The following is a 19,720-nucleotide window of genomic DNA, read 5'->3' on the forward strand; positions in this document are numbered from 1 at the left end:
CGGCTCATGGCTCGCGCGGTTCCGTGCGGATTCTGGCCACGTTCGCGGCGACGTCCTGCCATGCCGGCTTGCCGCCCGCGAACTGCGCGCGCAGGTACGACACGAGCTCGGCGACCTGGGCGTCGTTGAAACTGTCGCGGTAAGCCGGCATCGTACCGAGTTCGGGCCGCGCAGGCGAGCCGATGCCGTCGAGAATCACGCGAATCAGGTTGTCCGGTGTCGCGCCGTGCAGGTTCGTGTTCAGCGCGAGCGACGGATGCGCGCCGAACAGCTGCGGCCCGCTGCCGGTGTGATGGCACGCGGCGCACGCACCGTCGAAAAGCCGCGCGCCCGCCGTGACCGGCGCGCCCGTGATCGTGCTGGCCTGCTCGTAGGCGCGCGCGGTCGCGGCCGGATCGGCGTTCGGCTCCAGCGGATTGAGCGATGCGAGATAGACCGCCATCGCGCGGATGTCGCTGTCGGGCAGCGCCGCGAGATCGCCGATCACCGGCGCCATCGGCCCGGCCGCGACGCCATGCAACGGTGCGTGTCCATCGCGCAGATAGCGGAACAGCTCGTCCTCGCTCCACGGCACCGGCGCATTCGACAACGCCGACAGCGCGGGCGCTTCCCATCCCTCGGCACTGCCGCCGCCCATGAACGCCGCGCCGGTTTTCTCCGCGCCGAACGCATTGCGCGGCGTGTGGCACGCGCTGCAATGGCCGAGGCCGTTCACCAGATACGCGCCGCGATTCCACTGCGCGCTCTGCGCGGGGTTGGCGGCAAACGCGGTGCGGCCGAGAAACAGGCCGTTCCATGCGGCCATCAGCGGACGCACGCTGAACGGAAACGCGAGCTTCGTTTCGGGCGGCCGGCTGCGCACCGGGGTTTGCGACATCAGATAGGCGTAGAGCGCGTGCAGATCGTCGTCGGAGATGTTCTGGAACGACGTGTACGGAAACGCCGGATACAGCCGATGACCGTCGCGGCTGATGCCGTGCCGCATCGCGCGCGCGAACGCTTCGAGTGACCAGTGACCGATCCCGGTCTGCCCGTCGGGCGTGAGGTTGGTGCTGTAGACGGTGCCGAACGGCGTCGCGAGCGGCTTGCCGCCGGCGTTCGGCACGCCGTTGTGGGCGGTATGGCAAACCGCGCAATTACCGAGCGACGCGAGCAGCTTGCCGCGCGCGACCAGTTCCGGCGCGAACGCGCTCGCGAGCGGCGGCGTGATCGGCGCGAGCGGCGCGCTCGAGACCGACGCGAACGACAGCGCGCCAAGCCAGCCGACCGCGCCCGCCGCACCTGCTGCCAGCAAGCCGAAAAAGCCGCGCCGCCGGCGCTTTTTCCGGCGTGCCGCCGCCGCGTCTTCGGCTTGCGCGTCGGCGAGCGCGGCGCGAATCTTCTCCGGCGTGAACGGCGGACGACGGAAACGCACGCCCGTCGCGTCGTACAGCGCGTTGGCAATCGCGGCCGCGCCGGGCAACGACGCCGATTCTCCGGCGCCCATCGGCGGCTCGCCGTGGCGCGGCATCATCACGACGTCGATCACGGGCACTTCGCGGAATGTCAGGATCGGATACGCGCCCCACTCCTGGCTCGTCACCGCGTTGTCGCCGAAACTGACCTGCTCCTTCAGCGCGCGGCTCGTCGTCTGGATCACATTGCCGTGAATCTGGTGACGCACGCCGTCGGGATTGATCATCGTGCCGGTGTCCTGACCGACCACGACGCGCGTGACCGCGAGCTCGCCGCTCTTGCGATTGACTTCGACGTCGGCGACCCACGCTGACCAAGCCGCGCCGAACCCCGGGAATTTGCTGTGCACGTAGCGCGCGTACGCGATGCCGCGGCCGCGTGCGATGTCGCTGTCTTCGTCGTCTTCGTTGCGCGTCTTGAATGCCGGTTCGCGCGGCTCCCACCCGGCTTTCGCTGCGACCGCCTTGACGAGGTCGATCGCGCGCGGATCGGTCAGATGCCTGAGACGGAATTCGACAGGATCGACGCCGGCCCGCTCGGCGAGTTCGTCGATGAACGACTCGTGCGCGAACGTGTTCGGCAACGCGGACACGCCGCGCAGCCACGCGGCCCGCACGATCGGCGGCGTGTCGTCGCAGACGATGCGCATGCTGCGATAGTCGTACGGCGGCACGGCCGTGCGGTCGCCCATCTCGAACACCTGCGGCTGAGCGGGGATCGCGCCGGTCAGCAGCAGCGCGAGCGTGGGCGCGTCGTTCGACGGATAGCGCGTCGCGAAGTCATAGGCGGCCAGTTCGCCTTCGGCCGTGAGCGCGCCGCGTACGTCCATCAGTTGCGCGGCGCCCTTCGGTTCCCACGCATGCTCGTCCTCGCGCGACAGTTGCACGCGCACCGGCGCGCCGACCGCGCGCGACAGCAGCGCGGCGTCGGCGGCGACGTCGTCCGCGCAATTGCGGCCGTAGCAGCCCGCCGCATCCATCCGCACGATGTCGATGCGCGCTTCGTCGAGCGCCAGCAGCAACGCGAGATCGGCGCGCAACGAATGCGGATTCTGTGTGCCGGACCAGACTTTCAGCTGCGCGCCTTCGCCGTCTCTGTTGCGATAGTCCGCGACCGCGCACGATGGGCCGATCGATGCATGCATCTGGAACGGCCACACGTATGAGCGTTCCAGCGTGCGCGACGGGTCTTGCGCGAGCGCCGCGTCGACGTCACGTTCGATCACCAGGTCGCGCCGCATCGCCGGATTCGCGCGCAACGCCGCTTCGACCTGCTCGCTCGTGTCGAGCGGCGGCAAGCCATCGACCGTTTTCCAGCGCACCTCGAGCCGCTGCGCCGCCTGTTGCGCGATCTCCTCACGCTCGGCGACGATGCCGACGAAATCGCGAATCACGACCACCTTCACGACGCCCGGCAAGTCGCGAATCGACGCTTCGTTCACCTCCAGCAGGCTATGCCCGATGAACTCGCCCTGCGCGACGCCGGCATAAGGCGGCCGCACCACGCGTCCATGCAACATGCCGGGCACGCGCACGTCGTGCACGAAGCTCAGCTCACCGGTCGCCTTCGCGGGAATATCGACGCGCGGCGCGCTTTTGCCGACCACACGATACGCGTGCGCCGGTTTCAACGGCGCATCGCTCGATAGCAGCAGTTCGACACGCTGGCCTTTGATCAGATCTCCGTAGTGAATGCCCTGCGCCGGATCGCCATCGCGTGGAAATACACGGCTGTCCTGCACGTCGAGATCGTCCGCGTCCACGTTCAGACGCGCAGCCGCTTGCGTGACCAGATACTGACGCGCTTGCGCCACCGCCTGCCGCAGCGGCACCGCCGAAATCTGGATCGTCGCGCTCGCGATCGTCGGTCCCTGGTTCGGCGCTTCGCCGGTATGTCCGAGCACGATCGATACGCGCGTGAGCGGCACATCGAGCTCTTCCGCGACGATCTGCGCGAGCGCGGTGCCGATGCCGGTGCCCAGGTCCACGTGACCGTTGAACGCGACGACGCTGCCATCGTCGCGCACGACCAGAAACAGATCGGCCTCGGTCGGCACGAACGACGAACGCGAACCCGGCTGACCGGGCGCGACTTTGGCGGGCGCCTGCGGCGGCCGCGCGACGATCAGCACACTGTGCGCGTCGTACAACTGCTTGCGCGATGGCGGTGCGCCACGACGGTCGACGCTGAAGTCCGGCCCTGTCATACGCGCGCTCCGTCGGGCACGTCCGATTGCGCGGCGAGCAATTGCGCCGCGCGCTGCACCGCGCGCACGATCTCGACGTGCGTGCCGCAGCGGCACAGGTTGCGCGACAGCTCGCGCTGGATCGTGGCGACGGACGGATGCGGATCGCGATCGAGCAGAGCCTTCGCGGTCATGATCATGCCGTTCAGGCAGTAGCCGCATTGCGCGGCCTGTTCGTCGATGAACGCCTGCTGCACCGGATGCAACGCGGCGCGCGTGCCGAGCCCTTCGAGCGTCGTGATCTCGTGGCCCAGCGCGACTTCGGCGGTCGTCACGCACGCGCGCGTCGGCATGCCGTCGAGCAACACCGTGCAGGCACCGCATTCGCCGAGCCCGCAGCCGAACTTCGGCCCGTTCAGCGCGAGATCGTTGCGCAGCAGATAAAGCAGCGGCGTCTGCGCCGCCGCGCTGACCACATGCGTCGCGCCGTTCACCTTCAGCACGAGCTGCGCGGCGCGGTTCGTCATGATGCGAGCACCCTGTCGTGCCGCGCGTTCACAGCACCACCGGCACTTCGGTCGCGGGCGGCGTATTGCGGCTGCGCCGGCAACGGATCAAGCCATCGATCATCACCATGCCGACGCCCGGAATATCGCCGAGCTGCACGCTTTCGAGCAGCGTGTCGGCGGCCGTATGCTGCGCGCGGTCCATGAACACGAGATCGGCGGGACGGCCCACTTCGATCAGCCCCTGGCGCAGATTGCGCTGCCGCGCGGTATTGCCGGTCGCGAAGCAGAACGCAATTTCGGCGGGGATGTCGGCGAGACTCGAAATCAGCGCGATCATCCGCAGAATGCCGAGCGGCTGCACGCCGGAGCCGGCCGGGCTATCGGTGCCGAGAATGATCCGGTGCGGGCACTTCAGTTCGATCGCATGGCGCGCGGTCAGCAACGCGATCCGCTCGTTGCCGTTGTGGACGATTTCGAGCGCGCGGCTCGACTGCTCGCACAGATCGCACACATGCCGGTACGACAGCGACGTATGGCCGCCGTTGACGTGGCCGATCACATCGGCATCGGCGGCGAGCACGACGTCGCGATCGATCAGCCCCGAGCCCGGAATCGACGGACCGCCCGTGTGAATCGTGCTCTGGATGCCGTACTTGCGGGCCCACGCGACCATCTGCTGCGCTTCCTCGCCGCCCTTCACGCTACCGAGGCCGACTTCGCCGAGCAGCTTCACGCCAGCTTCGGAAAGCTCCTTGAAGTCCTGCTCGACCATGCCTTTCTCGATCACCGGCGCGCCCGCCAGCACCTTGACGCCGCCACCCACACCAGCCGCGCGCATGCCGTCGAACGAGCGCTGTGCGGTGATCGCCAGTGCCTTCACGCCGAGCACATCCTTTGGACGCCCAGGTAGATGCACTTCGCCGGCCGAGATCATCGTGGTCACGCCGCCGTTCAGATTCGACTCGATCCAGCCGAGCTGATTCTGGCGCGGCGTCCAGTCGCCGAACACCGGATGCACGTGCGAGTCGATCAAGCCGGGCGCGACCGTCGTGCCTTTGCAGTCGACCGTCGTGCGCGCGCCTGCGAGATCGCAGTCCTTCTCGCGGCCGACCGCGACGATCACGCCGTCGTCGATCACCAGCGTGTCCGCGTCGAGAATCGGCTGATCGATATCGCCCGAGAGCAGCAATCCGATGTTCGTTACCGCGACCTTGCCCGACAAGCCTGTCAACGTCTCTGCCGCCATCTGCCTCTCCTTTCGCCGACACTACCCGATGAATTCACACGCTCAGATAAGCGCGCCTCACTGTTTCGTTCCGTGCGAGTTCGCCGATCGTGCCGCTGAAACGGATCTGCCCTTTTTCGAGCACATACGCGCGATCGCTGACCAGCTCGGCGAAGTGCAGATTCTGTTCGGATAACAGAATGGATAGCCCTTCGCGCTTCAGTTCGAGAATCATGTTCGCCATCTGCTCGACGATCACCGGCGCGACGCCTTCGGACGGTTCGTCGAGCAGCACCAGATACGGATTGCCCATCAGCGTGCGCGACACGGTCAGCATCTGCTGCTCGCCGCCGCTCATCTGGCCGCCGGGGCGCTTCGGCATTTCGCCGAGATTCGGAAACAGGCGGAACAGCTTGTCGGGGGTCCATTGCGGCGCGCCTTCGCGCGGCGGCTGACGGCCCGTGTCGAGGTTTTCCATCACCGTCAGGTCCGCGAACACGCGGCGATCCTCGGGCACGAAGCCGACGCCCATGCGCGCGATCTTGTACGGCGCAAGCGCGCTGATGTCGTGGCCGCGAAACGTCACTTCGCCGTGACGGCGCGGCAGCAGTCCCATCACCGCTTTCATCGTCGTCGATTTGCCGGCGCCGTTGCGGCCCATCAGCGCGACCACTTCGCCACGGCCGACTTCGAGTCCGACGTCGAACAGAATGTGCGCGCGTCCGTAGAACGCATTGAGGCCGGAGACCTTCAGCATCGGTTCGCTCATTGCAGCGCCCCTTGTCCGTTCTGCGCGTTGCCATTCGCGTCTTGCAGCGGAGCATGCGGCCGGAACGTCTTGCCAGTGCCGAAATAGACTTCCTGCACGCGCGCGTCGTTGCGGATCGTGTCGGCGTCGCCCTCGGCGATCAGCTTGCCGCGCGCGAGTACGATCATCCGGTCGGCGTACGCGAATACAACGTCCATGCTGTGCTCGGTGAACAGCACGCCAATCTTGTGTTCGGTCACAAGGCTCTTGGTCAACGCCATCAATTCGTTGCGCTCCTTCGGCGCCATGCCCGCGGTCGGTTCGTCCATCAGCAACAGCTTCGGCCGGTTCGCGAGCGCGATCGCGAGTTCGACGCGCTTGACGTCGCCATACGCGAGCACGCCGCACGCGCGTCTCGCGTGCGCGCCCATGCCGACCTGCTCGAGCAGCGCGAACGCTTCGTCGGCATGGTGCGAACCTGCCGGCTTCCACAGGCCGAAGGTTTTCTTCTCGCGCGACACCAGCGCCATCTGCACGTTTTCGAGCACCGTCATCGAGTTGAACGTCGCGGCGATCTGGAACGTGCGGCCGACGCCGCGTCGCCAGATATCGCGCGGCCGCATGCCGACGAGTTCATGACCGTCGAGACGGATCGAGCCCGCCGACGGCTGCAACTGGCCGTTGACCATGTTGAAGCACGTCGACTTGCCCGCGCCGTTGGGACCCAGCAGCGCCAGCAGCTGACCGGCTTCGAGATCGAACGACACATTGTCGACCGCCTTCAGTCCGCCGAACGATCGCGATAGACCGCTTACGCGCAGCAGGCTCATAGGCCCTCCTTGACCGCGGCGGTCCGTTGCGATGCCGACGCGGCGCCGCCATTGGTCTTGTCGGCCTGATCGCCGTTCGCATCGCCGAATCGCTCGCGAATGAAGCCGACGATCCCCTGCGGAAACGCGATCACCAGCAGCAGGATCGCGAGGCCGAGCAGCGCCTGCCAATAGTCGGTCTGTCGCGCGACCGTATCCTGCAGCCACGTGAACACGGCCGCGCCGACGATCGGCCCGCTCAACGTCTGCAAGCCGCCGAGCAGCACCATCACGAGGCCATCGACCGAGCGGCTCACGCTGATCACTTCTGGCGAGATGTTGCCCTTCGAAAACGCGTACAGCGATCCGGCGAGTCCGCAGAACAACGCCGCGATCACGAACGACGCCCATTGCACACGCTTCACGTCGATGCCGATCGCCTCGGCGCGCAGCGCGGAATCGCGCGACGCGCGCATCGCGTAGCCGAGCGGCGAGAACAGCATGCGGCGCAACAGCCACACGCCGAGCACCGCGCATGCGAGGGTCAGGTAGTAGAACGCGACCGGCGACGACAGCCAGTTCGACGGCCACAGGCCGAGCACGCCATTGCTGCCGCCCGTCACGTCGTCCCACTGGAACACGACCGACCAGACGATCTGCGCGAACGCGAGCGTCAGCATCGCGAGATAGACGCCGGAGAGGCGCACGCAGAACCAGCCAAACACGAGCGCGCCGACCACCGCGAGCAGCGGCCCGAGCAGCAGCGCGGCTTCCATCGGCAGATTCAGCACTTTGAGGAACAGCGCCGCACCGTACGCGCCAAGTCCAAAGTACGCGGCATGACCGAACGAATGCAAACCGCCCGGACCCATGATGAAATGCAGGCTCGTCGCGAACAGCACCGCGATCAGGATTTCGACGAGCAGCACCGGCATATACGGAAATGCGTTGGCCGCGAGCGGAGCGAGCACGAGCACCAGCAGCACGAAGGCGGCGAGCCACTTCAAACGCTTGCCCGCGGGACGCAACGGCGTTTCCGGCGCGCCCATCGCGCGCACCGCGGCACTCGCGCGGCCGAGCAGCCCCCAAGGCCGCACCACCAGCACGACCGCCATCACGACGAATTCGGCGACCAGCGTGAAGCGGCTCAGCGACAAACCGATGCCGAAGATCGTCACGTGCCCGATGCCGATGCACAGTGCCTTGATCTCGGCGATCAGCAACGCCGCGACGAACGCGCCCGGAATCGAACCCATGCCGCCGACCACCACGACCACGAACGCATTGCCGATCGTCTCCAGGTCGAGCGACAGGTTCGCCGACATGCGCGGCCCTTGCAGCGCGCCGCCGAGTCCCGCGAGAAACGCGCCGACGAAGAACACGCCGGTAAACAGCCACGCCTGATTGATGCCGAGCGCGCCGAGCATCTCGCGATCCTGCGTCGCGGCGCGCACAAGCGTGCCCCAGCGCGTGCGCGTCAACGCGTACCACAGCAGCAGCAGGACGACGGGGCCGATCACGATCAGCGCGATGTCGTAAGTGGGCAGCGGATGGCCGAGAAAATCGACCGCACCCGCCAGGTGCGGCGCGCGTGGGCCGAACAGATCGTCGGGGCCCCAAAGCCATAGCGCGGCGTCGCGAAAGATCAGCACGAGCGCGAAAGTGGCGAGCAGATGAAACAACTCGGGCGCCTGATAGATCCGCCGCAACACGACGATTTCGACCAGCGCGCCCAATACCGCGACCGCGAGCGCGGCGGCCAGCACCGACAACCAGAAGCCGCCCGCCGTATGCCCAAAGCGGCTCGCGATGCTATACGCGACGTAAATGCCGAACATATAGAACGAGCCGTGCGCAAAGTTGACGATGCGCGTCACGCCGAAGATCAACGACAAACCGGCGGCGACCAGAAACAGCGTCGACGCGTCGGCGAGTCCATTGACCAGTTGTACCAGCAGATTCGAAAGCATCGGGACCCTCGGCAGCCCGCCGAACGGCGCGCGCGCAACATGCGCAGCGGCCCGATCGGCGGGGCGTTGCAGCGCGGGCGGCACCATGCGCGCCCGCGTCAACGGCAGGACACTACCAGCGAAACAACCCGCGCAACAAGCGAAGGCAAACAGGCGCCTGGAAAAAACGATCGCTCAGCGCAAGCCGTCCTCGCCCTTGATCTCGTTCGCCTGCAGGCCGCCGATGCGCGGCAGCGGCCGGCCCGACGCCGTGACCGCGACCGCCACGACGATTTCGTTCGCGCGCGGCGCGTCGGCCACGCGCGCCTCGATCGCGTCGAAATGGCTGCGCACGTAGGCGGCGTCCTTGTGGCCGAGCGGCACGTCGATCGCGGTGCCGAGCGTGCCGATCTTCTTTGCCGACGGCACCAGCGCCGCGCCCTTTTCGACCGCCGCGCGCAGCGGTGCGCCGAGCTTCGGATGCAGGATCGCGGCCGCGTGTTCGAGCTCGCCCGCCTCGCCGACGATCGCCGCCTTGCCATAGCTTTGCGCTTCGCCGGGCGCGATGCCCAACGCCTCGACGCAGCGCTTGCCGAGCAGCGCGCCAAGTTCCTCGCCCGCTTCGATCAGCGCATCGAGCTTCGGCTCGTAGCGGCCCGCATACGGATTATCGATCACCGCGATCGCGACCGCGCGGCGCGCGGGCGGCTCGACGGCCTGGCCCATTTCGATGCGAGTTTCGTCGACCTGCACGACCAGCTTGCGAAGCCTGATTGCCATTTCCGCTCTCCGGGTTGCGATGCTTTGCTGTTTTGCTGTGTGGTTGCGCCGCTACGTTTGCGCGCCCTTGGCTGGCGCGCCGCTTCAGCGCAAGCCGTCCTTGCCGACGATCGCCTCTTTCGCGAGGCCACCCACCCGCGCATGCACGCGCTGCCCGGTGCTCATCACGAGGATATAGACGATCTCGTCAGCGGCGGGCGCACCGGGCACGCGAACTTCGATCGCGTCGAAGTGGCTGCGCACGTAGCTCGCGTTCACATGCGTGAGCGGCACGTCGAGCGCGGTGGACGGCGCGCCGACCTTCTTCGTCGACGGCACGATCGCGTTGGTCGGTACGCCGTGCTTTTCGAGCAGCTCGCGCATCGCGTAGCCGCCGGGCACATGCCATAGCGCGCCATGCTCCAGCTCGCCGCGCGCGCCGACGATCGCGCCTTTCCCATAGCTTTCGATCGACGCATGCGGCACCGCCATCGCCGCAAGCAGCCGCTGCGCCATATCGAAACCGATCGGCTTCAGTGTCTCCATCGCGGGTTCGATATTGGGCTCGTAGCGGCCCGCGAACGGATTCGTCATCACCGCGGCAATCGCGCCGCGTCTGAGCGGCTGCGCGGGCGCGGGGCCGAACTCGTGAAAGATGTCCTCGACGTGCGTCAACACGCGGCGTATTTCGAACACGGAGCCTCCGTTGTCAGTGAAGCGCGCGTGGTGGACGACGCGCGTGAATCGTCGATGCCTGCGACGCGCGCCCGTCCTTGCAGGAACAGTGCGGCGCCTTCGATCAAACCCTGCTCGCGCAGCCGCTGTGCGACATCGACGCCGCGCGCGAGCGCGAAATCGATCAGCGGCTGCGGCAAACGCGGCACGTCGACGGTCACCAGCAGATCGCCGAGATCGCTATCGTCCTTCAGGGACGAGGCCGGACGCCGCACGATCCCCGCATGCTCGAGATCGACGGCGTTCGCGATCATCGTCGCGGCGGCGTCGGCGCTCGCGGCATCGCGCGCGAGCACGGTCACGCTGTCGGCGATGCCGAGACTGAAGCTGCGGCCGCGCCAGCCGCTCGTCGCGATGCCGCGGATCGGCTGCCGCGCGTCGAGCGTCAGATGCGCGTCGAGCGCAGGGTCGTGCGCGAAACGCGAGGCCGAGAATTGCGCGAGGTCCGCGAACACGCCCACGCGATACCGCTGCTCCGCGGCGAGGTGCAGCGCGATGTCGCCGCCGTTGTTGATGAACGCGCGCGCGATGCCGTCCCGCGCGAAGGCGGCGATCAGTTCATCGGCGACGCTGCCCGCCACTGCGGCCATCGGCGTGATAAAGCTTGATCGGTGCGGATGACACGCACGCCACATGCGCGTCGCGACCGGCCCTTGAAGCGGGCAGTCCCGCAACGCCGCCGCTGACTGAACCGGTCGCCGAAGCACGTTCAATTCGCCCACCAGTTCCTGCAATACGCCGCTGAAACGCTGCCAGCACGCGTCGTACGCGGCGCGCAACGCGTCGGGCTCGCCGTCGGCACCGAGGATCAGGTCGATCGGCCCGTGCTGCCAATGCCAGCGGTGTTCGTCGAGCCGGGTTCGGGTGGGGGTCATCGTGTGGCTTTGCTTCAGGAGGATCGACCAAGCACTGCTGGTGGCCATGGATTATCCGAATCGAGCGCCAGCGTGCGGCGCGCGAGCGGTGCGCCTTCCGTGTGCGTCGGCCCACTCGCGAGCACGCTCTGCAGCGAGCGCACCGCATCGACGTGCCCGCCCAGATCGCAATACGTGTCGTACGTCATCGTGAATTCGATCGGCGCGACGATCGCCGGTGTCGGCACCGTGCCGAACGAGCGGTCCGGCATGCGCATTACGTCGACCATCACGGTGATGCCGCCGCCCGGCCACACATAAGCGGGCGCGCCGCCACACGTCACGTTGACGAGCTTGCGCTTGATCGCGCGCGTGAGCAGCACCGGGTTTTCGGTCGCGCCCGCGCGCAGACTGCCGCCCGCGCCGCCGAGAAACAGCACCGTCGCGAGCGACGGCTCGCAGTTCTCGCCGATCCGCTCGACCGTGCTGCGCACCGCGTCGGGCATCGGCGCGACGCGCGGCACGAGTTGCGCGTCGAGTTCGTACCATTGCGCGTGTTCGCCGGTCGTCGAGACCATCAGCACGCGCATGCCCGGCTTCGCGACGGCCGGATCGAATCCTTCGACGATCGCGAGCGGGTCCTGAATGTCGGTGCCACCCCAACCGGTGCCAGGATTGGCGACCTGAAAATAGCGGCCCGGCGTCGATTTGCGCCCGCGTATCTTGAGTCCCGAACGCGTCATGCCGAGGCAGCGGCCCGCCTGATGCTCGGTCAGCACACCGGTGATGTGATCGTCGACGACCACCACTTCATCGACGTGGCCAAACCACTGCTTCGCGAAGATGCCGATCGTCGCGGAGCCGCAGCCGACGCGCATGCGCTGCTCCTCGACACCGTCGACGATCGGCGCGGCGCCCGCGCGGATCACGAGACTCGCGCCGCCGTCGATGCTGAGCTCGACCGCCTCCTTGTTGCCGAGCGCGAGCATCATGTCGCAGGTCACGCGGCCTTCTTTCTTGCTGCCGCCGGTCAGATGATGGACGCCGCCGAGGCTCAGCATCTGCGAGCCGTATTCGGCCGTCGTCACGTGACCAACGATCTCGCCGTCGCAGCGCACGTTCGCCTGTTCGGGGCCGAGAAAGCGGTCGGTGTCGATCTTCACCTTGAAGCTGCAATAGCTGAAGATCCCTTCGGTGACGACGGTCACCATGTCGACCTCGTCGAGCTTCGACGCGACGATGAATGGCGCGGGCTTGTAGTCGGGATAGGTCGACGAGGCGCCGACGCCGGTGACGAAGAGTGCGGGTTCGGCGGTGCTTTGTTCCGCGGCGCTTGCCGGGCCGAATTCGATCGCCGCATCCGTCTTATCTGCGCCGACATCATCGGCACGCGACAGAAACACCACCGGATCGACACGGATCAACCGCCCGTCAGCATTCGCGTAGCGATCGCACGCGCCCGTGCGCCCTGCCGAGATCTGGCACAGCACCGGACACGCATTGCATTCGATCTTGTTCGAGGCCATGCGCTCGCTGCGCGGCGCCGACTTTTCGAGCACGGTCGGGCCCGGCGTCGACGCGGTATCGCGATCGACACTCTCTGCACCGAAATCGACCTTCGTATGTTCTGTCATCGTGGGGTTCCGTACGACATCACAGGTGCGACATGGCTGGCGGTGCTGCGTGGTGCGCGAATCGCCCCGGTTTCATGGCACTTTCGCGTGGGCCGCCCATTTTCATGTTGCGGCCACTCACCGTTCATGTAGTATCTTCTACACCAAACTCGATTGAAATCTACTCGATCAAAATCGACTGTGCAACGTGTTTTCCGTCGCGCGGAATCGTGGTGCAATGCGGCATCGGCGCACCGGGCTTGCGCGCCGGTCGTCCAAACCTACGCTGACAAAGAGATCCGAGACCGTCATGAGTCCCACCGCCGTCCGCAAGCCGGGCGCCATCGGTATCCGCGCGAAACAGGCGCAGGACACGCGCGCCAAGATCCTGAAGGCGGCCATCAAGGTGTTTGCGAAGCAGGGGTATGCGAGCGGCCGCATCGAAAGCATTTCGAAGGCCGCGCGCTCGCACGACCGGATGATCTATTACTACTTCGGCAGCAAGGAGCAGTTGTTCATCGAAGTGCTGGAGACCATCTACACGCAGTTCAACGAAGCGGAAAGCAAACTCGATCTCGATCTGCGCAATCCGGTGCATGGGCTCGAACAGATGGTCGAATTCGTCTGGCAGTACTACCTCGATCACCCGGAGTTCGTCACGCTGCTGTCGAGCGAAAATCTGCACCAGGGCAAGCATGCGAAAAAATCGCAGAAGCTCAAGGAGATTTCGGGCTACGCGATCTCGGTCGTGCAGAAGCTATTGGACGCGGGACGCGCGCAGAACGTGTTTCGCGCCGATATCGAGGCGCGCGACGTGTATCTGATGATCGCGTCGCTCGGCTATTTCTATAACGCCAATCAGTACACGCTCGGCGCGTTTCTCGGCGAGCCGCTGATGGACAAGGCGGCGCTCGCGCATTGGCGCGAGGTGATCAAGGAGACGGTACGGCGCGCTGTGTGCGTGCAGGTGCCCGCTCGCGATGCCGTGACGAAGGCGGCATTGAACCATCGCGAAAGCAAATGCGAAAGCCAAACCCAAACCGAACCCGCTCGCGGCGCTGCATAAAAAAACGCGCGACGGACATTTCCGTCGCGCGTTTTCCGGTTGGCGCTGAGTACTACGCGCGCGCAGTCGTTACGACTTCGCCGCCGCCGCATCGTCCTCGCGGAACAGCTTGTCGGCGAGGTGGTACGCGGAGTTGGCCGCCGGCACGCCGCAGTAGATCGCGGTCTGCAGCAGCACTTCCTTGATCTGCTCGCGGGTCACGCCGTTGTTCTTCGCGGCGCGCAGGTGCAGCGCGAGTTCTTCGCTGCGATTCAACGCCACCATCATCGCGATCGTCAGCAGGCTGCGCGTATGACGCGGCAAACCTTCACGCGTCCAGATCTCGCCCCACGCATAGCGCGTGATGAAATTCTGGAACTCCTCGGTCAGCTCGGTGCGGTTCGTGAGCGAACGGTCGACGTGCGCATTGCCCAGCACCGCGCGACGCACCCCCATGCCGGCCTCGTAGCGATCTTCGTCGTTCATTTTGCCTCCGTCAGGAAGTCGAGCACGGTCTTCGTGAACTCGTCGACCCTTTCGATGTTGGAAATGTGCGAGGCGTCGAGCTCGACGTAACGCGCGCCCGGAATCGCCTGCGCGAGTTCACGGCCCTGCGCGGGCGTGGCGGCGAGGTCGTGCGTGCCGCTGATCACGAGCGTCGGCAGCTTGATGCCCGGCGTTTCGGGACGCAGATCGGCCGCGTCGATCGCGTCGCAGTTCGATGCGTAGCCTTCCTTGTCGGTGTGCACGAACACGTCGCGGATCATCGCCAGCACGACCGGCTCGCGCTCGATGAAGTCGGCCGTGAACCAGCGCGGCAGCACCGCGTCGGCGAGTGCGAGCATGCCTTCGGTGCGCGCCTTCGCGGCACGCGGGACCCACACTTCCGGCGAGCCGATGCGCGCGGCCGTGTTGCACAGCACGACGCGCTCGAAGCGGTCGCCATGACGCGCGGCGAGCGCGATGCCGGTCAGGCCGCCCATCGAGATGCCGCAGAAGTTCGCACGCGCGATCTTCAGCGTATCCATCAGGCCGAGCACGTCGCCGCTCAGCTGTTCGATCGTGTACGGACCCTTCGGTGCCTCCGAATGACCGTGGCCGCGCGTGTCGTAGCGCAGCACGCGGAAGTGCTTCGACAACGCCGCGACCTGCGGCGTCCACATGGACATATCAGTGCCGAGCGAATTCGACAGCACCAGCCACGGCGCGTGGCCGTGACGATCGCCGTCGATGCGATAGTGAAGCTCGGTGCCGTTGACTGCGGCGTAGGGCATGCCGGTTACTCCTTGGAATGGGCGCGCTGCGCGCGCGAGGTGTGAAGCGCCAGCGCGGCATCGACATATGCGTGCGCCTGGCCGACGTATTGAGCGGGATCGAGCAGCTGCTTCAGGCGCTCGATCGAAAGATGTTCGGTGACGGCCGGGTCCGCGGCGAGCACGTCGTACAGCGTCTTGCCATCGCGGATCGCCGCCTTCGACGCGCGCTCGACCAGATGATGCGCGTCGAGCCGGCCGATGGAATCGCCGAGCGCGAGCATCACCGCTTCGCCGAGGATCAGGCCGTGCGTGACGTCGAGATTCTTTGCGAGGCGCGGCACGTTGACGTTCAAGCCGGACGCGATCTGTTCGATGTTCGCGAGCGCGCCGCCCGCGAGGCGCGCGAGATCCGGCAGCGCGTCCCATTCGGCTTGCCAGCCGCCGAGCGCGCGTTCGTGCTCCTGCACCATGCCGGCGAACACGGTCGCGACCAGTCCCGGCGCGCGCGTCGCGGCGGTCAGCACCGCCGCGCAGCCGACCGGGTTGCGCTTGTGCGGCATCGTCGACGATCCGCCCTTGCCGGCCGCGGCCGGTTCGGCGAGTTCGTCGATTTCGGTTTGCATCTGCAGCGAAACATCGCGCGCAATCTTGCCGAGCGTGCCGATCAGCATGCCGAACAGCGACGCCGTTTCGGCGATGCGATCACGCTGTGTATGCCACGGCAAAGTCGGCACCGCGAGACCGAGTTCCTTGGCGAGCGACTGCGTAACCTGCGGCGCCGCCTCGCGCAGACTCGCGAGCGTGCCGGCCGCACCGCCGAACTGCAGTACCAGCACGCGCTCGCGCAATGCATCGAGCCGCTCGCGATGACGCAACAGCGCGTCGAGCCATTGCGCGAACTTCAGGCCCAGCGTGATCGGCAGCGCCTGTTGCAGCCACGTGCGGCCGATCATCGGCGTCGCGCGATGGGTGGCCGCGAGTTTCGCGATCGCGTCGCAGGCGGCTTGCAGGCCGCTGTCGAGCAGGTCGAACGTGTCGCGCAGCTGCAGCACCGTCGCCGTGTCGATGATGTCCTGGCTCGTCGCGCCCCAATGCACGTATTTGCCGGCTTCGGCATCGGCGGCTTTGACGCGTGCGGTCAGTTGCTTGACGAGTGGAATCGCGAGGTTGCCGCCGAGCGCAGCGTCGCGTGAGAGCGCGTCGGCGTCGAGTTGATCCGCCTCACAGGCGGCTTCGATCGCGGCAACGGCGGTTTCGGGAATGACCTGGTGGGCGGCCGAGGCGCGCGCGAGCGCGGCTTCGACGTCGAGCATCCGCTGCAGCGTGGCACGCGGCGCCCAGATGTCGTTCATCGGCTGTGTGCCGCAAAGAAGGCCAGTCAGGCGAGCGCTGGAGTCGAGCATGGTGACGACGATGTTTGAGGGAATCGGAGGTGAAGAATCGGCGCGGCGCGCGGTGGTTCGAAGCAGGCGCCGTGGCGGCGTCGCGCCGCGGACCAGGTGTCGCGCTTCGCGCGGGCGCCGATTCGTCAGCGTCGCTACGCGGTGCCGCGCTTACGCCACCGCTTATGCCACTTTACGCCGCGCCATGTGCTGCGTATTGTGCGCCAAACGCGGCCCGCATGTCGCCGGAGTTGCAAGGTCAGCGCTGACGTGAATTGTGCCCGCGTCGGCGCTGGCCTGTCCGTTAAACGCTACGCGCCACATGAACGCATCATGGCTGCTGCATTCTTGCGGCGTCAGCGGCCTTCAACTGAGACGCCATCGACGCGGCCGCAAAGCGGACCGCCGCCGCGACGCCTCGGCTAGCTATCAGGCCGCGCGTGCGGCCTGGGTGCCGTCGGTCATCGGCACGCCGGTCAGCTTCACCAGTTCGTCGAAGCCGATGTCCGAGAAAATTTCGCGCACGACGAGGCCATCCTTCGTGACGTCGATCATCGCGAGGTCCGTATAGATACGGGTCACGCAGGCGATACCAGTGACCGGATACGAGCACTCGGCGGTGATCTTGCTTTCGCCTTGCTTGGTCAGGTGCTCCATCATCACGTAGACCTGCTTCGCGCCGATCGCGAGATCCATCGCGCCGCCGACCGCCGGAATCGCGTCGGGTGCGCCGGTGTGCCAGTTCGCGAGGTCGCCCTTCGCCGACACCTGGAACGCGCCAAGCACGCAGAAGTCGAGATGGCCGCCGCGCATCATCGCGAACGAATCGGCATGATGGAAGTACGCGCCGCCCGTCAGCAGCGTGACGTGCTGCTTGCCGGCGTTGATCAGTTCGTCGTCTTCCTCGCCCTTCGCCGGTGCCGGGCCCATGCCGAGCAGACCGTTTTCGCTGTGCAGGAAGATTTCCTTGTCGGCGCCGAGGTGGTTCGCCACCAGCGTCGGCACGCCGATGCCGAGGTTCACGTAAGCGCCTTCAGGGATGTCCTGGGCAACGCGCTTGGCCATTTCATCGCGGGTCAGTTTTTTCATGTCGGTCTCCGGGTCAGGCAGCAGCGTCGTGAGGATTGGGCGTCGGGGCATGCGCCGCTTGCGGCACCGCGATCACGCGTTGCACGAAAATGCCGGGCGTGACGATTTCTTCCGGATCGAGGCCGCCGAGCGGCACCACTTCCGACACCTGCACGATGGCGGTCTTCGCGGCGCTCGCCATGATCGGCCCGAAGTTACGCGCGGTCTTGCGATAGATCAGGTTGCCCCAGCGGTCGCCCTTGTACGCCTTGATCAGCGCGAAGTCCGCATGCAGCGGCGCTTCGAGCACGTAATGACGGCCATCGATCAGGCGCGTTTCCTTGCCTTCGGCGAGCTTGGTGCCGTACGCGGTCGGCGTGAAGAAGCCGCCGATGCCCGCGCCCGCCGCGCGGATGCGCTCGGCGAGGTTGCCTTGCGGCACGAGTTCGAGTTCGATTTCGCCGGCGCGATAGAGCGCGTCGAACACATATGAGTCGGTCTGGCGCGGGAACGAGCAGATGATCTTGCGCACGCGCTTGGCTTTCAGCAGCGCCGCGAGGCCGATGTCGCCGTTACCGGCATTGTTGTTGACGATGGTCAGGTCGCGCGCGCCCTGCTCGATCAGCGCGTCGATCAGCTCGGACGGCATGCCGGCCGTGCCGAAGCCGCCGATCATGACGGTCGCGCCGTCGTGGACATCGGCAACCGCCGATTGAAGTGTCTCGAAAATCTTGTTGATCATGTCGAATTTCCTTTGGGGGCGCTACGTGCCGCTGGGCTGACAGCCCTCACCGACCAGGCTCGCGGCAAGGCTCGCGCGGAAACAGTCTCCGGGCATGCTGGCGACGGCTCGCGAGGGGAGAGCGGGCTGGCGCCTTCGATTGGTTCGCTGCTGAATTTGTTCGTTACATGAACAGTGATTCGTTTAGCGAACGCTTCGGCGATTATGGTTGTCCTGTGGGCGGGTTGTCAAGGCAGGGAAACCCCCTTCATCATAGGTCGCCGCACGCGGCGGCGATGGTCCGGGTTGCCGTCGTCCAGCGCTCGACCTGCGCGCGAAAAAGCCGGCTGGGAGAAATCCCATTATGCTTATAGGAGATTTTTCAACTAGGCTCTATAGCGATACGGCATAGGCACCGCCTTGCCCCGCGAGCCACGACAAGCATGTCCGAGACACATCTGGATCTGAATCTGATCCCCTATCTGGTCGCGATGGAAGACACGCGCAATGTGAGCCGCGCCGCCGAGCAGCTCGGCGTGAGCCAGCCGCGCGTGAGCACCGCGCTTGGCCGCCTGCGCGAATACTTCGACGATCCGCTGTTCGTGCGCACCTCCAGGGGCATGGAGCCGACACCGCGCGCGCTCGCGATCCTGCCCGCCGCGCGCGACGCGCTGCTGCGCATCGAGAAAGGCATGCTTGACGTGCAGGATTTCGATCCGGCGACGAGCACGCATACGTTCTCGATCGCACTGTCCGACGTCGGCGAGATCGTGTTTCTGCCGCGTCTTTTGCAGCTGTTCGCCGAGCGCGCGCCGTCCGCGAATCTGCGCTCCGTAACGCTGTCGCCGTCGCAGGTGGAGCGCGGGCTCGAATCGGGCGATGTCGACCTCGCCGTCGGCTATTTTCCGGACCTGGCGGGCAACAACTTCTTTCAGCAGCGGCTCTTCACGCATCGCTTCATCTGCCTGATGCGCAGCGGACATCCGCTGTCGAAGGGGCCGCTCACACTCGAGCAATACGTGGCCTCGGGGCATGCGGTCGTGCGCGCCGAGGGGCGCAGCCAGGAAGTGCTCGAGCAGTACCTCGAGAAGAAGCGCATCAGGCGACGCGCGGTGCTCGAAACGCCGCACTTCATGAGCCTGCCTTTCATCCTCGCGCGCACCGATCTGCTCGCGACCGTCCCGCACGCGATCGGCTTCGCGTACGTGTCGGAGCATGCGTCGATCATGCTCGTCGAGCCGCCGCTGCCGTTGCCGCGCTTCGACCTGCGCCAGCACTGGCATCGCAAGTTTCACAACGATCCGCGCCTCAGCTGGCTGCGCGGCGTGGTCGCCGAACTGTTCAACGATGCGATGGACGAATGGCCGAAGTAGCCGCTTGAAGCAGGTCGGCGACCGCCCCGGCCGC

At 66.4% G+C, this 19,720-nt stretch carries 17 protein-coding genes; 2 read left to right on the forward strand and 15 right to left on the reverse strand.

Annotated features, from left to right (window positions below):
* Positions 1-4: 4 nt before the first annotated feature.
* The 10 genes from EVC45_RS06575 to EVC45_RS06620 form a co-directional block, all read right to left on the reverse strand.
* Positions 5-3,661, reverse strand: a complete 3,657-nt coding sequence (locus tag EVC45_RS06575; RefSeq protein ID WP_129957209.1) for a molybdopterin cofactor-binding domain-containing protein — start codon at positions 3,659-3,661, stop codon at positions 5-7.
* The gene (locus EVC45_RS06580) at positions 3,658-4,167 is read right to left on the reverse strand and encodes a (2Fe-2S)-binding protein (protein ID WP_129957210.1); all 510 of its coding nucleotides are present in this window, start codon (positions 4,165-4,167) and stop codon (positions 3,658-3,660) included. Before EVC45_RS06580 ends, EVC45_RS06575 begins: the two co-directional genes overlap by 4 nt.
* Positions 4,168-4,195: 28 nt before the next feature.
* A complete protein-coding gene (locus EVC45_RS06585; protein ID WP_129957211.1) occupies positions 4,196-5,395 on the reverse strand; it encodes an amidohydrolase family protein in 1,200 nt (399 codons plus the stop codon).
* Between the two features lie 34 nt (positions 5,396-5,429).
* Positions 5,430-6,143, reverse strand: coding sequence for an ABC transporter ATP-binding protein (locus tag EVC45_RS06590; RefSeq protein ID WP_129957212.1), 714 nt, complete (start codon positions 6,141-6,143; stop codon positions 5,430-5,432).
* The gene (locus EVC45_RS06595; RefSeq protein WP_129957213.1) at positions 6,140-6,952 is read right to left on the reverse strand and encodes an ABC transporter ATP-binding protein; all 813 of its coding nucleotides are present in this window, start codon (positions 6,950-6,952) and stop codon (positions 6,140-6,142) included. The genes EVC45_RS06590 and EVC45_RS06595 overlap by 4 nt, the downstream gene beginning before the upstream one ends.
* A complete protein-coding gene (locus tag EVC45_RS06600) occupies positions 6,949-8,901 on the reverse strand; it encodes an ABC transporter permease (protein ID WP_129957214.1) in 1,953 nt (650 codons plus the stop codon). The genes EVC45_RS06595 and EVC45_RS06600 overlap by 4 nt, the downstream gene beginning before the upstream one ends.
* Before the next feature lie 174 nt (positions 8,902-9,075).
* Positions 9,076-9,660, reverse strand: coding sequence for an amino acid synthesis family protein (locus EVC45_RS06605; protein ID WP_129957215.1), 585 nt, complete (start codon positions 9,658-9,660; stop codon positions 9,076-9,078).
* 84 nt (positions 9,661-9,744) lie between these two features.
* The gene (locus tag EVC45_RS06610; protein ID WP_129957216.1) at positions 9,745-10,335 is read right to left on the reverse strand and encodes an amino acid synthesis family protein; all 591 of its coding nucleotides are present in this window, start codon (positions 10,333-10,335) and stop codon (positions 9,745-9,747) included.
* Positions 10,311-11,249 carry a UPF0280 family protein gene (locus EVC45_RS06615; protein WP_129957296.1) on the reverse strand — a complete coding sequence of 313 codons (939 nt, stop codon included), beginning with the start codon at positions 11,247-11,249 and terminating at the stop codon, positions 10,311-10,313. Before EVC45_RS06615 ends, EVC45_RS06610 begins: the two co-directional genes overlap by 25 nt.
* A gap of 14 nt (positions 11,250-11,263) precedes the next feature.
* Positions 11,264-12,862, reverse strand: a complete 1,599-nt coding sequence (locus EVC45_RS06620; protein WP_129957217.1) for a 6-hydroxynicotinate reductase — start codon at positions 12,860-12,862, stop codon at positions 11,264-11,266.
* 289 nt (positions 12,863-13,151) lie between these two features.
* Here EVC45_RS06620 and EVC45_RS06625 point away from each other — a divergent pair, with 289 nt between their 5' ends.
* Positions 13,152-13,907, forward strand: coding sequence for a TetR/AcrR family transcriptional regulator (locus EVC45_RS06625; protein WP_129957218.1), 756 nt, complete (start codon positions 13,152-13,154; stop codon positions 13,905-13,907).
* A 69-nt stretch (positions 13,908-13,976) separates the two neighbouring features.
* Here the strand turns inward: EVC45_RS06625 and pcaC are convergent, their stop codons facing one another.
* The 5 genes from pcaC to EVC45_RS06650 all read right to left on the reverse strand — a co-directional run bounded on the left by pcaC (position 13,977) and on the right by EVC45_RS06650 (position 18,334).
* Complete coding sequence (gene pcaC / locus EVC45_RS06630) at positions 13,977-14,372, reverse strand: 4-carboxymuconolactone decarboxylase (RefSeq protein ID WP_129957219.1); 396 nt, start codon at positions 14,370-14,372, stop codon at positions 13,977-13,979.
* Entirely contained in the window at positions 14,369-15,160 is a 792-nt protein-coding gene (gene pcaD, locus EVC45_RS06635) for a 3-oxoadipate enol-lactonase (RefSeq protein ID WP_129957220.1), read from the reverse strand. Before pcaD ends, pcaC begins: the two co-directional genes overlap by 4 nt.
* Positions 15,161-15,165: 5 nt before the next feature.
* A complete protein-coding gene (locus EVC45_RS06640; RefSeq protein WP_129957221.1) occupies positions 15,166-16,545 on the reverse strand; it encodes a 3-carboxy-cis,cis-muconate cycloisomerase in 1,380 nt (459 codons plus the stop codon).
* 408 nt (positions 16,546-16,953) lie between these two features.
* A complete protein-coding gene (locus EVC45_RS06645; protein WP_129957222.1) occupies positions 16,954-17,613 on the reverse strand; it encodes a 3-oxoacid CoA-transferase subunit B in 660 nt (219 codons plus the stop codon).
* A gap of 13 nt (positions 17,614-17,626) precedes the next feature.
* On the reverse strand, positions 17,627-18,334 hold the full coding sequence (locus EVC45_RS06650) for a 3-oxoacid CoA-transferase subunit A (protein WP_129957223.1): 708 nt from the start codon (positions 18,332-18,334) through the stop codon (positions 17,627-17,629).
* A gap of 422 nt (positions 18,335-18,756) precedes the next feature.
* Between EVC45_RS06650 and EVC45_RS06655 the strand changes: the two genes are divergently transcribed.
* Complete coding sequence (locus EVC45_RS06655) at positions 18,757-19,686, forward strand: LysR family transcriptional regulator (RefSeq protein WP_129957224.1); 930 nt, start codon at positions 18,757-18,759, stop codon at positions 19,684-19,686.
* The last annotated feature ends 34 nt before the right edge of the window (positions 19,687-19,720 follow it).

The organism is Paraburkholderia sp. UYCP14C, assembly GCF_004197395.1.
Lineage (GTDB): Bacteria > Pseudomonadota > Gammaproteobacteria > Burkholderiales > Burkholderiaceae > Paraburkholderia.

Coding starts and splice junctions, on each gene's coding strand:
- EVC45_RS06575 (WP_129957209.1), bottom strand. CDS start 3,661: ATGACAGGGCCGGACTTCAGCGTCGACCGTCGTGGCGCACCGCCATCG.
- EVC45_RS06580 (WP_129957210.1), bottom strand. CDS start 4,167: ATGACGAACCGCGCCGCGCAGCTCGTGCTGAAGGTGAACGGCGCGACG.
- EVC45_RS06585 (WP_129957211.1), bottom strand. CDS start 5,395: ATGGCGGCAGAGACGTTGACAGGCTTGTCGGGCAAGGTCGCGGTAACG.
- EVC45_RS06590 (WP_129957212.1), bottom strand. CDS start 6,143: ATGAGCGAACCGATGCTGAAGGTCTCCGGCCTCAATGCGTTCTACGGA.
- EVC45_RS06595 (WP_129957213.1), bottom strand. CDS start 6,952: ATGAGCCTGCTGCGCGTAAGCGGTCTATCGCGATCGTTCGGCGGACTG.
- EVC45_RS06600 (WP_129957214.1), bottom strand. CDS start 8,901: ATGCTTTCGAATCTGCTGGTACAACTGGTCAATGGACTCGCCGACGCG.
- EVC45_RS06605 (WP_129957215.1), bottom strand. CDS start 9,660: ATGGCAATCAGGCTTCGCAAGCTGGTCGTGCAGGTCGACGAAACTCGC.
- EVC45_RS06615 (WP_129957296.1), bottom strand. CDS start 11,249: ATGACCCCCACCCGAACCCGGCTCGACGAACACCGCTGGCATTGGCAG.
- EVC45_RS06620 (WP_129957217.1), bottom strand. CDS start 12,862: ATGACAGAACATACGAAGGTCGATTTCGGTGCAGAGAGTGTCGATCGC.
- EVC45_RS06625 (WP_129957218.1), top strand. CDS start 13,152: ATGAGTCCCACCGCCGTCCGCAAGCCGGGCGCCATCGGTATCCGCGCG.
- pcaC (WP_129957219.1), bottom strand. CDS start 14,372: ATGAACGACGAAGATCGCTACGAGGCCGGCATGGGGGTGCGTCGCGCG.
- pcaD (WP_129957220.1), bottom strand. CDS start 15,160: ATGCCCTACGCCGCAGTCAACGGCACCGAGCTTCACTATCGCATCGAC.
- EVC45_RS06640 (WP_129957221.1), bottom strand. CDS start 16,545: ATGCTCGACTCCAGCGCTCGCCTGACTGGCCTTCTTTGCGGCACACAG.
- EVC45_RS06645 (WP_129957222.1), bottom strand. CDS start 17,613: ATGAAAAAACTGACCCGCGATGAAATGGCCAAGCGCGTTGCCCAGGAC.
- EVC45_RS06650 (WP_129957223.1), bottom strand. CDS start 18,334: ATGATCAACAAGATTTTCGAGACACTTCAATCGGCGGTTGCCGATGTC.
- EVC45_RS06655 (WP_129957224.1), top strand. CDS start 18,757: ATGTCCGAGACACATCTGGATCTGAATCTGATCCCCTATCTGGTCGCG.